The sequence below is a fragment of the Pseudomonas syringae CC1557 genome (assembly GCF_000452705.1).
Classification (GTDB): domain Bacteria; phylum Pseudomonadota; class Gammaproteobacteria; order Pseudomonadales; family Pseudomonadaceae; genus Aquipseudomonas; species Aquipseudomonas syringae_F.
On record NZ_CP007014.1, the window covers coordinates 2674179 to 2685579 of the forward strand.

General features: G+C 54.3%; 9 protein-coding genes and 1 pseudogene. 4 read left to right on the forward strand and 6 right to left on the reverse strand.

Annotation, left to right across the window (positions count from 1 at the left end):
• Positions 1-385: 385 nt before the first annotated feature.
• Entirely contained in the window at positions 386-1750 is a 1365-nt protein-coding gene (locus tag N018_RS25725) for a DUF1963 domain-containing protein (RefSeq protein WP_025389748.1), read from the reverse strand.
• Between the two features lie 246 nt (positions 1751-1996).
• On the opposite strand from N018_RS25725, the gene N018_RS12210 reads away from it, so the two are divergent.
• Entirely contained in the window at positions 1997-2806 is an 810-nt protein-coding gene (locus N018_RS12210) for a hypothetical protein (RefSeq protein ID WP_154219950.1), read from the forward strand.
• A gap of 289 nt (positions 2807-3095) precedes the next feature.
• On the opposite strand, the gene N018_RS12215 is transcribed toward N018_RS12210, so the two are convergent.
• Genes N018_RS12215 through N018_RS12225 form a run of 3 tightly spaced genes read right to left on the reverse strand, consistent with a single transcriptional unit; the run spans position 3096 to position 4956 of the window.
• Positions 3096-3917: an ABC transporter permease gene (locus tag N018_RS12215; protein WP_025389750.1), complete on the reverse strand. Its 822-nt coding sequence runs from the start codon at positions 3915-3917 to the stop codon at positions 3096-3098.
• On the reverse strand, positions 3914-4774 hold the full coding sequence (locus N018_RS12220) for an ABC transporter permease (protein WP_025389751.1): 861 nt from the start codon (positions 4772-4774) through the stop codon (positions 3914-3916). The genes N018_RS12215 and N018_RS12220 overlap by 4 nt, the downstream gene beginning before the upstream one ends.
• Positions 4771-4956 carry a hypothetical protein gene (locus tag N018_RS12225; RefSeq protein ID WP_025389752.1) on the reverse strand — a complete coding sequence of 62 codons (186 nt, stop codon included), beginning with the start codon at positions 4954-4956 and terminating at the stop codon, positions 4771-4773. Before N018_RS12225 ends, N018_RS12220 begins: the two co-directional genes overlap by 4 nt.
• 377 nt (positions 4957-5333) lie before the next feature.
• On the opposite strand from N018_RS12225, the gene N018_RS12230 reads away from it, so the two are divergent.
• Entirely contained in the window at positions 5334-6035 is a 702-nt protein-coding gene (locus N018_RS12230) for a hypothetical protein (RefSeq protein WP_229631372.1), read from the forward strand.
• A gap of 54 nt (positions 6036-6089) precedes the next feature.
• On the opposite strand, the gene N018_RS12235 is transcribed toward N018_RS12230, so the two are convergent.
• Both N018_RS12235 and N018_RS12240 read right to left on the reverse strand, forming a co-directional pair.
• Positions 6090-7706, reverse strand: a complete 1617-nt coding sequence (locus N018_RS12235) for an ATP-binding response regulator (protein WP_038401780.1) — start codon at positions 7704-7706, stop codon at positions 6090-6092.
• Between the two features lie 226 nt (positions 7707-7932).
• Entirely contained in the window at positions 7933-8556 is a 624-nt protein-coding gene (locus N018_RS12240; RefSeq protein ID WP_025389755.1) for a response regulator, read from the reverse strand.
• Between the two features lie 160 nt (positions 8557-8716).
• Between N018_RS12240 and N018_RS26480 the strand changes: the two are divergent.
• Positions 8717-8952, forward strand: a pseudogene (locus N018_RS26480) (IS21 family transposase); the annotation flags it as partial.
• Positions 8953-10598: 1646 nt separating this feature from the next.
• On the forward strand, positions 10599-11387 hold the full coding sequence (locus tag N018_RS12250) for a YfaP family protein (RefSeq protein ID WP_025389757.1): 789 nt from the start codon (positions 10599-10601) through the stop codon (positions 11385-11387).
• Positions 11388-11401: the final 14 nt, after the last annotated feature.

An 11401-nucleotide genomic window follows, 5' to 3' on the forward strand; every position in this document is an offset into this window, starting at 1 on the left:
TACTATCGGCAGCGACATAGGGTGACGTGTTTTTCACGATCACCTGTTCGGTAACATGAAGTATTCGGCTTACCCATTTGGTTGATCTGCTGCGTAGATTGCATCTAAAACTCTAGGTCGCGTGGTCTTAGAGAGAAAAGCCTGGCCAGATCCTGGCATGGGTGCCAACCGTAACCGATGAGCCAGCTCATTGCGTATCTTTGGCCTTGCGGCGTTGTCACTCGGAACACTTGGGAAATCAAAATCAATGGAACGATCACGGAAGTCTCGGCAATCGGGATTGATGATATCTTCATCCCGGAAGACATCATTATCCCCCTATAAACCGGGCACTGGCGAAAACTCGATCATTGCCCAAGCGCTCAGGGAGCGCCTGGAAATAAACTCAATTTGATTCAACCACCGCTGCCACACGATCAAAGTTCTGGACCGCCAGGTCCTCCCTGGCGATCCAGAAAGTCGCTTGGCCACAATCCCCAAACTTGAGGTTGATGGCGGGATCCCAGGCGAGCTGCAGCAGGCATACCGGCTCCCCCTCGATATCAGGCATGGCGCCCTGCAAAAGCGGAACATGCCCCAACATCTGATGGACTCTTGCCCTGGCACAGTACCTCCGTCCATCGGCATGCTTGCGATAACTTTCCTCATACGGCAAGTGCTCGCCTTCAAGGTCACGATAGAGCGGTGATGGAATCAACCTGGCGGAATCAGGTGAGCCAGCGACGTACGCAATAGAGGCCAGCAGACCTTTTGTGAAGACTTCACCCATTCTTGCATCGGTGATCGTGGTGCCTTCATTCTCGTCGCCGATCTGTCCAATAATCCAGTTTCGGAAGGCCTCCCTCGTGGCCTTATCAGGGACGTTATCCCAGCCGAGTCGACTGGCGTGTTCCACCCAGTCCAGCACATCCTGATCAGCCGCGAAACTGCGTGTTTCCTTGTTTCGGGAATTCCCTGCGATCCGCGCCAGGCGATCTATCATGATACCCACCTGGGGGAAATCAAGCTGATAGCGCAGCCACTGGGCAGGGAACTCCCAGGATTGGGACAGCGGCCGCTCCCAACGGAAAATGGCGTCGGCGTTGGGCATTAGCCCGGTCGCCGCCACGGCTGCTCCCAGGCTCAGTTCTGACCATCGTTGGTGGTAGGCCGCCACGGCTGGCCTTGAGCTGTCTTCCGGCGTTGGCATGTCGTATGGCCAAGTGTCCATCCGCCGTGCAACCAATGACCACTGCACATGGAGGCGCGGTCCACTCTCACCGGGTAACAGCCACCCCGGTCCAGCGTATGGGCTGTCCGCTTTATTCACGTCTTGAATCGGACGCAGATGTTCCGGTGCCGGGCGCTCGGGCTGGTCCGCTGGCACAGTTGGCGCGTACAGCACACGGACGCGTTCCCGGGGGGCATCTGTATCCCATATCTGTTCTTCGTCGTTTACAGCAAAGAAAAACAACATGCCCTGCGTTGGCATCAGCGACTCTACGCGTGGCAACTCCGCGCAGTCGATCTGGGCGAGGAAATGCATGGGAGTTGGCTCACCGTAACTGACACCTGTCGGCCATTCAAAAGTCTGCGGCAGTTGCGGCAGACCGCCCAGCCGACTGCGTACTTTGGGGAATGCGGTGGGTGGATAGACCCGTTGCAGCACGATACCGGTTTTGCGGTACTTGTGGATGTAAGTCTCAAGCCTGGCTTCCGCTTGGTGGTCGCGCAGGCTCGCGTCATAAGGGGACTGTGTTTGAGCTTCCATTTCCTGAGCCTCTACGTTGCAGCGTTAGGACGAAGCCACGACTCGTCAATGCTCGTAAAGAACCACGCCTTTTGGGCAAGTGCCGGGTGCGATGCCGTGAGCATTAACAACTACAAGAAAAAATAGCGCGGGGCCTTTAGATAACCGTGGTTAGCGAATCCACAACCTTTGTCCTGGAATTTAAAACATAATTGAAGGATTGATGAATTTCGATAGCACAGGTGTGCTATTGAAGTGCGGGAGGTCTTGGGTGATCTTCTGATGAGTGCTTTTGTGAATACTCGGCACTGGCTGTCGTTCGATGACAGTGGGGCATTGAGTTGTGCACGTTGGCTCATGGGTTTAAACGGGTCCGGTTTCGCAAGTGACACGCTGCCAATAGAGGTGTCCGCAGTGGACCATGTTTCGCCGGTTGGAAAGCAGCTTGCTCCACGACGCCAAGCGCGTAGCAGCTTGGTTAATTGCTGCGCCGTCGCACTATGGGCCGGTGCGCTGCAGGCTTCTTTCGCGAGCCCACAGCCCGAAATCATGCCTGCTACTAATGCTGTTGGGCAGGCTGTGCTGGAGGTGACCCCAGAGGTGCTGGCGCAACGTATTGTGCGAATGATTATTTCGATCCAGGGCAAGCAGGATGTGGCACGTTTACAGGTCGAGAAAGAATTCGGCGTGAAGTTGAAATACGACGCTAACGATCCTCAGGCGTTCTGGATTTCAGGCGAACTGGTAGGTGGTAAGCGCTACTCGCTGGAGTCAATATCGGACGCGAACGGCCAACTTGCCAGCCGACTGGGCTTTGAGTTCTTTAGGAGTGCTGGGACGCCAGACCAGGTAGCCTGCGCGCAAACCATCGCGCTGTATCGCCAGTCGTTGGTCGATGGCGGCTTCAAAGCACAATGGGTCGGCTCGCCGCGTCGTGGAAGTCCTGCCAGATGGCGTTTCGAGCGCAACAGTGTCGTGGTGACGGCCCTCGACGGCGCCGATACGCGCGAGGATAACGCGCAAGCCTGTGTGTCGAAACTGATGGTTCTGGTTTTATCTTTTCAGCGAGTTCCTTGAATGCCGCTGACGAACTCGCACACTCTTTGAGTTTTAAATCCGTTCCTTGCAGGAGCTGCCCAAGGCTGCGACGCGGCAGTTTTAACGGTAGAGTCGCTCCCGTGGCAGGATCCCTCGCGATAGGCACTGGCTGATCGGCAGGGTTTAGACTGGTGGTATGTGCGACTGCCGACGTCCCGACAGTCATTGCTGCAAGAGTGAGCGGCAGCAGTATTATTTTGCTCAGTACTAGATGTCCATTGTTTCAGAACGCGTACTGGTTTCTAAAGTATTTTTTTCAAAAAAAGTTTCATTGTCTGCGTCCGCTGGCAATCATCAAGAGTGAAAGTACAGTGAGGAAGAGCACGAATACCGGCAATGCGAAGCTGAAAGGCGCAGCCTCGGAATAAGACAGAAGCTGTGTAATCATGAGTCCAGGCTCGGCGGTTGGAGGACTGACTCCGGCGCCTAAATAGGACAGTGTTGCTAAAGCCAGAATGGCTGATGCAGCACCAAGCGCGGAGAAGGTCATGAGTCTTGATGACAACTCAGGCCATAAATGTCGGCGTATCACGTAGAGTGGACGGTGCCCCTGCTGGCGGCTGTCTGACCCTGCTGGTGAAGCTAGCACGGTGCGTGAAAGGGCGCGTGTCATGCTGAAGTATTCAGTCCATAGCACCAGTGCGATAGCGCCATATATCGCCAGAAGATTTCCCGGAAATATCACGACAATCAGTAGCACCAACAGTAATCGGGGCAGGGCCAGAAAAACTTCGGCCAGCAGGCTGAGACATTTATCTATGACACCGCCTGTCCAGCCGGCAAGGATGCCCAGAAGTATTCCGGGTACTGCGGCTGTGATGACAGTAAACACAGCGAACCCTAGCGATAAGCCTACAGCGGCGGCTAGCCGCGCTAGCATGTCACGGCCCAGTTCGTCTGTGCCCAGGGGATGTCCATGCATGGGCCCTGACAGCGGCGCTGTGAGATCCATTTCTACACTGCCCACTCCCCAGATCAACGGCACCAACACGGCAAACAGTATCAGCGATGCGAGAATGGATAATCCTATGAAGCGAGACAGGGCATGCATCGCTGGAGAGTTGCTCTGGATAGCGGCTTCGTGGCTCATGAGTTTCTCCGAGGAGAATTGATGGAGTGGTTCACCAGGTCGACAATAGTATTGAGGAGCACGAACATCAGCCCGATCCCCAAAGCGCTACCCTGCATCATTCGTGAGTCGCGATCGGCGATAGCATGCACCAGTTCCATGCCGATTCCAGGCCAGGCAAAAACTGTCTCAACGACGATGATGCCTTCCATCAGATACACGAGTTGAGCGCCGAGAGCGGTGACTATCGGGCCCCTTATATCGCGTAAGCCGTGCAGCCTGAATACTTCGAATGCGCTGAGTTCTTCAAGTCGTCCGGAGGCGTAATGGGGTGCTGAAGTGACTGCTAATGTGGCGTCTCGCGCGGCAAGCGAAGACACTGCTGCCAAACCCAAAGCGAGGGTGATAGTTGGAAGGATTGAGTGAGCGAATGTTGCGTGCCCTTGAGCCGGCAGCAAACCCATGGGCACAGCGAAGATCAATACAAAAATAATCGCCAGCACAAATTGCGGAATTGCGCGTATTGCTGTGCTCAAGAGCAAAAGCGTGCGATCCGCCCATCCACCCCTGCGCAAGCCTGCAATGATCCCAAGCGGTGGCCCGATCAATAGGGAAAGTATCAACGCACCGACGGCCGGGGGGATTGAACTCCCCAAACTTTGAGCAACCCTGTTCAGTACGGGCTCCCCCGAGACTATCGAACTGCCGAGATCAAAAGTCAGGACGTCACCCAGCCAGCCTAGAAAAAGCCACGACACAGACTGATCAGGGCTCAACGGCGTACGAAGCTGAAGGATTATGGATATGAACGTCAGTGTCCCAACCAGCACTGCAACCACGAATGCATGCAACAGGCGAAGGCTCAACAAGCGAATCATGCTGCGTACTCCTCGGCGCGATCAGGTTGAGGATTGCCAGTGGCATACACCTTCACCTTGCTGATGTAACGGTAGATGCTGTACGGGCGCGACGGCTTTGACGATGAAACCGCTCCAGTGGCCGTATCTGTTGCGACAGGCGCACGTTCGCCGACGGGGTTGGCACGGGTGGTATTAAGCATTGGATGTCCATGTCTTGTGAATACGGAAGTCTGCTAGAGCCAGGCCCGTGCAAACCGTGCTTATGGGAATCACAGCTCTGCGGTGCCCCGCAGTTAGAGGGTGCGGGGCCATGCACCCTTCGCCTAGAAGTCTTCTGAATGCATAAAGTAAATCAGCGGACAATATTTGAAATAGTACACCTGTACTATGTTTGCCTTTCGCGGGAAGTGTTAGGTTCAACCCATTAATCGGTGGCATCGCCTGCTACAAGTATTAAGGATCTTGATTTACAATAGGCATAAAGTTCACAGTAAAACTACTGAAAGGGGAATGTTCATTCTTGAACGGCATCATGAAAGTCTCGGCGGCAGTTGGTTTGGTCGCATCCGCAGCGTGCATGACACTGCCCGGTTTGGCCGCGGGCAATAATCCTGCTCAACCCAGTGCTGCCGAACTTGAAGCTCTATTGAAAGACGTGATGAATTCGGCGTATGGCGCTGATAATTACGACGCGTCGCGAAAGTGCTGGAAGCACTCTTTTCAGGCAGGTCAGGACTCTTTGGATTACTGCATGCTGGGTACTGTTTCCAGAGTCGTCAGTGCTAACAACGGCAGCACTGTTTACGTGCAAGCCCACAGTGATCCTGAAGCTGAAATATATTCCCAGGTTGATCCCGGACTGGAAGGGCTTTTTTTGGCTGTGCTGGATGCTGACCAGAACCTGAAACTACTGGCTTCCAGGCCGGCAGCTGACAAAGGGCAGGCAGGCAATTGCGGATGTCTTGATGCCAGAATAATCCAGGTCGGACCTGATCGATATGGCTGGCTGTCCACCACTGGCGGTATCTGGCAGGGCGTGCAAGTGACTCGTTATTCACTTGAGGTTCCCGTTGGCGATGAGATTCGTGATGTTTCGGGGATTCCGCAGATCAGTGAAAACTCACCGGATGAAACCCACGAACTGAAGATCAAGAGTGACGGCGGTGTGGTAGCAGGCATGTACCCGGTGCAAGTCATCAGCAAACGCGGCGATGAAGTGCTCGACACACGTTTGGTGCAGTACGACGAAGCCAAACGGATTTACCAGTGGGCTCAATGAGTCGCAGCCGCTAAAGCCATGCAGCAAATATTTGCCGCATGCTACAGCGATATATCAGCTCAATGCAGGCGTCGCGTAACCCACGTCTTGCATCTGGTTCATTTTGAAAGTCAGCAGTAATGAGCGGAGTTCAGCAGGGCGTACGGGCTTGGACAGTATCGGAATATCCGGATCGTTGAGTGATTGCTGTACATGCTGTAAATCATGACCGGTAATCACGATAGCGGGTATCCGTCTGCCGTGCATTTCGCGCAGATAGGCAATGCTGTCAGCACCGGACGCGGTCCGGTCAAGGTCGAAGTCGGTGATGACAAGGTCGCAATCCACTCGGGTCTGGGGGATCGCTGACGCGGTCTGCACATCGCAGCCCCATTTTCGCAGCAACATTGCGGTTGCTTGCAGAACGTTGTGGTTATCTTCAATCAGCAACACACGCAAGCCTCCGAGCAGGCGTTTGTTCCAGTCTATATCAGGCGCTGGGGCCACTACATTTGCGGGTACGATAGGCAGGCCGTCAACGATCACGGATGTACCGCGGCCCGGGCGTGACTTGATGCTGAGTTCCAGTTTCAGCAATCGGGCAATACGGCTGACAATACTTAACCCAAGGCCGACACCCTCGATGTCTTGATCACGCTTTTCACGAACCCGATAGAACTCATTGCACAGGTGCGGTAGATGTTCCGCCGATATCCCGCGGCCAAGGTCATAAACGCCAATGCTCAGCTTGCCTTTATGCTGTCGGCAGCCAATCAGGACCGGTTTGTCTGGCGCATATTTGAACGCATTTGAAAGTAAATTCTGCACCAGCGTGCACAATAACGTGGCGTCACATCGAACATGTTGACGACACGGTCGCAGTCGGACTTCAACGCCTGCCCAGTTGGCCGCTTCACTGTTCTGACTGACCAGACTACTCAATAACGCGTCGACATCGATGGTTTCCAGATGCGGCTTCATATCGCCCTGATTGAGGGTGTAGATATCCAGCAACGAGCGGAAAAGTTGCTCAACGGCGCTCAACGCCCGGTCGATGTTGTCGACCAGTTGACGCTCATCAGTGCCTAGTTGCCCGTCGCGCAGGCAGGCAGTGAACAAACTGATGGAGTGAATCGGCTGACGCAGGTCATGACTGGCTTGTGCCAGGAAGCGTGACTTGGCTTCATTCGCGGCCTGGGTTTCCTCAAGCGCGATATGCAAACGCGAGAGCAGAAAGTAAACGAATAACGGCAGCACCAGCATCGTCAGGATCATCATTACCGCGACGGCAGGGTGTTGCTGCAGGAAAGGTGTGAACTGGATGATCAGCGCCAGGGAGGCCAGGGCAAATCCGGTGGACATCAACAGGTAAGTGCGCCCGTAGCGCATGCCGTAGCCTACCGTCATGCTCAACATGACTGAATAGACGGGCAGCATCGTTTCGCCCCCGACAGTAATCGTGACAATCCCGGCCATGTTGTCGACCACCAGGGCAAACATCCTGCGCGTCGTTGAAGCGCCGGGCTTTTGCGCGATGCGTATGATCAACCCCGTATTGACGATACCGAAGGCGAAGCAATAAGCCAGAATGACCCACGTCCGCGTAGCCGTCATATCGTCCATTTCATAGGCGATGAGTGTGTACAGCGCGGAGGTGGCAATTACCGCCATGCGCAATAGAGCCTGGATCATTTCCAGGTCTTTGCATTTGGTGAGTATCGATATCATTGACATCGCTGCGCCTTATCCAGGTATTGACTGAAAGATTGCCAGGTTGGATCAAATAATGCGGTTATAGCACCGGACTCTTTTGTCTTCCCTTGCAAGGGGGGCCGTATGTTTTTAGTGGCCCATGCGCAAGCACGAGGGGGCGCTGGTCCTCTGGAGCGTTGAAGCCGAAATGGAGTCATTCCTGCATTTACTTGATGACCAGACGGGAAAACTGAGCTGCGGCCGCTGAACGTGTCGGCACGCCCAGTACCTTGAGCAGACTGGAAACATGGATGCGTACAGTAAAAGGTGACACACCCAGTTCCTTGGCGATTTCCTTGTTGGTTTTGCCAGAGGCCACCAGACTCAGGACCTGCTTCTGGCGAGCTGTCAGGTGGCTGAGAATCTTCACGTCAGCATCGTCAAGGATCAACCCGCCGGGTTTGTATTTGACGACAATCTCACCTTCGCGGATAGCGAGGATGGATTCTGCAATTTCCTGGGGGTCGATGTTCTTGCCGATAAACCCGTCCGCGCCATTTGACATGACGAGGGAGATGGTCTTCAGGTCATCGACCATGGACACCACAATGATGGACGTGCGTTTGAATTCCGCGCGCAGTTCGGCGATAGCCTGAATCGAACTCAAACCGGGGAAATGCAGATCCAGAAATAACATATCTACTTCAGCACCGGACCGAGCCAATGCCAGCACTTCATCGAGATTGCTGGCCTGCTCAATGACCGACCCGGGCAGCAGTCGCTCGATGGTTCGAAACATGCCTTCACGAAACAGAGGGTGGTCGTCAGCCACGATAATTCTGCACGACATTCGTCTGTCTCCGTAATTCAGGGGAGCATCATACCTACGAGGACGCGATCTGTATCAAATTGATACGCAGTCAGAGTGTGGTTTCGTCGCAAAGTTGCACTGACAAGGGAACTTTTCAGACGAAAATGTGTGTGCGATTGTAGCGGTCTAATGATTCTCGGCCGATTTGCTTCGGGCAAAACACAACCGCAGAACCGCCAAGGCTCTCTTCAAATGGCTCAAAGCCGAGGGCTACGGCGGCTACAGCCAGCTGACCGCCTTCATCCGCGCGTGGCGCGGCTCGCAAGAAAATTCTTGCGAGCCTTCGTTCCGTTGACGTTCGCGCTGGGCGAGGCTCTTCAGTTCGACTGGAGTGAAGAAGGTCTGCTAATTGCCGGGCTGTATCAGAACCGGCAACGTCATGCGTCGAAGCGCATCCCTGTAGATCGTTTCGTAGAATGCATGCCTGCGCCTTGAGGTAGGTCTGAATACCCAGTGCATCGCTATTACGAAGCGTCAGTAGACTCGGCAGTTGCGAGACTCGTTACTGTATCGAATCGACGCGCCCAGTTGGACCACTTACAGTGGTACTTGCGTCACTCTCGTTGCACATCGACGAATTGTGACGCGTTAAGCGCTTATCAGGAGAACCACATGAAGCCTCGGTTGAAAGCCCTCACTATCATTAGCTTGGCGATCTCACTAGGAGGATGCAACGCGTTCTTAGCAACCGCGAAGATCCCAACAGCTTCCGATCACTTGGCGATACCTCGTGATCTTCCGAACCAACGTCTGTTTGACTGCGCCGAACTCAGCATCAGCAGACTCTCTGCCACCGATAGTTCTTGGAGAGAGGTCACTCATAAGGACAGCTCCAATGGAGTACTTGAATCCGGAACCTTTGGCGACAAGAACCGCACCGGTTTCCGTATGCGCATCGAACGTGCACAAGGGGCGAACCAGGCAGATATAACACTTAGAGGTGGTGGCCCTTACTTTATTGACCTAGGGGTTACACAGGCGATGAAGAGCCTCAAGACGTTGTTAGACTCATGTGTCTCTGGCAGATAGCAATAGCAATAGCAAACCACTCATGGATTGAACACAACATGCCCAAGTATACGATTGAAGCGAGATCCCTCGATGTTTTTGGTGTCGCTGGACACGATTTTTGGGTTTCGTGCGATGAGGAAGGTAAAGCCCTAGCTGAATTGCATGGCCTAGCGGCGAAGGGCTGATATTGCGCCCGCGGGGGAGGGGGGGCGAAACGACGCATTCGTGACAAGTTGTAGCTCACACCGCTAATCGAATGATGGCCTGGATCGACCAGATAAATCATGTACAGCGTCCGCCTGAAAACCACTTGGAAGTAAGTATGGTTTGGGTCGTCCTCATCGCCGCGGTTTTTTGTGTCGTACCCCACCTTGAATATCGAAGGGGCGCGCGACGTATTCGTCCACTCGGTGGTGCCCGAGCGCATTCTCAGGAAATTGGCGATGGCAGTACTCAATAGCGGAAATGGATGTGAGCCAAAATATTCCCAGTGCTCTCCATCACCCCTATTCGGTTCCTATTCGGCTGCTACTTCAGAGCTTCCTGAACATAGGCTCAGTCCGATCGGTGTAACTGAGTCAGGACCGCATGTGGCTGCCCGGCGCTACTCAGGCAGGTCGCGCCGTCTGACCAAAGGCGGAGTGAGAAGCCAAAATTACGAGCAACCAACACAGCCCGGTGCGACGCATTACATGCCTGCTCAAAGAAACTGAGTCAATCGGTCGCATCGGTAGCGACTGTCTGGCGCTTACGTTAACGCCAGATCAGTCCCGTGAACAATAGTACGCATGTGCTATTGATGCGCTCTGATCTACGGGCTCAATATGATCAAATGAATATTGATTGAAAGAACATCAGGCTGCAGTAATTAATTTTTTGCGTCCGGCATCCTGGCTTCCTGATTTAAGCAGAGCTGACGTTGCGCGGTATGGACTTAGCGTTTAATTCGCATAGAAAAACAGGGTGCTTTCATGCGCGGGATCAGTGACAAGCTGTTTGGAAGCGCCCCGGTGTGTTGTGTGCTGGTGCTCACTTTTGTATGGGGGAGTACGGCTAGCGCCGAGTCATCCTCTGCGCTCACGGAACCTGTGGGCGGCTGGCGTTACAACGGCCTTCTGGACCGAAGTGAAGCACCGCGAGTCGCGTACCCGACGCCTCCCATCGACCGCGGTGAGCAGCGCAGTCGCACCATGATCGAGGGCCAGATCAAGGCCCTTGGCAAGCAACGCGGCCCCAATGTTCTCGCGGTCAACGGCAACCCTTTGAACCTTTACACCGATGAGCAGGGGCGCTTTGCTCGGCCATACGCCTTTGGTGCGGGGTCCAACAGTGTTGAAGTGCGCAGCGCCGAAGGCAAATCCCTCAAACGCGTGCAGTTTTACGAAGCCAATAACCAGCGCACGCCAGCACGCATTCGAGTCGTGCTGGGATGGGATGATCCAAATGCCGAGCTCGACTTGCACATCGTTACGCCCGACGGCCAGCACGCGTTCTTCGCCCATCCGGTGCTGACCAACGGCGGCGGTCTGGATACCGACAGCGTGGATGGACCTGGCCCCGAGATGTTCACCATGACTGCGCCGCTGCAGGGCACCTACCTGATTTACGTGAATTACTGGGGCAACTACAGCAGTGGCGGCGGTTACAACTTCGATGAAGCCAGTAACGAAAAGGAAGTGATCACTTCGCAGATAAACCTGGTGCTCAACGAAAATACTGTCAATGAAAAACGCGAGACATTCATCGTGCCTTTGCGTGGCATCGGTGACCTGCTCTTGGTCAAAACATTCAACTATTGATCATCCCCTCCCAC

Excerpts from the sequence above, each read along its gene's own strand:
- N018_RS12230 (WP_229631372.1), top strand. The coding sequence starts at position 5,334 with ATGACACTGCCCGGTTTGGCCGCGGGCAATAATCCTGCTCAACCCAGT.
- N018_RS12225 (WP_025389752.1), bottom strand. The coding sequence starts at position 4,956 with ATGCTTAATACCACCCGTGCCAACCCCGTCGGCGAACGTGCGCCTGTC.
- N018_RS12220 (WP_025389751.1), bottom strand. The coding sequence starts at position 4,774 with ATGATTCGCTTGTTGAGCCTTCGCCTGTTGCATGCATTCGTGGTTGCA.
- N018_RS12215 (WP_025389750.1), bottom strand. The coding sequence starts at position 3,917 with ATGAGCCACGAAGCCGCTATCCAGAGCAACTCTCCAGCGATGCATGCC.
- N018_RS12235 (WP_038401780.1), bottom strand. The coding sequence starts at position 7,706 with ATGATCCAGGCTCTATTGCGCATGGCGGTAATTGCCACCTCCGCGCTG.
- N018_RS12240 (WP_025389755.1), bottom strand. The coding sequence starts at position 8,556 with ATGTCGTGCAGAATTATCGTGGCTGACGACCACCCTCTGTTTCGTGAA.
- N018_RS25725 (WP_025389748.1), bottom strand. The coding sequence starts at position 1,750 with ATGGAAGCTCAAACACAGTCCCCTTATGACGCGAGCCTGCGCGACCAC.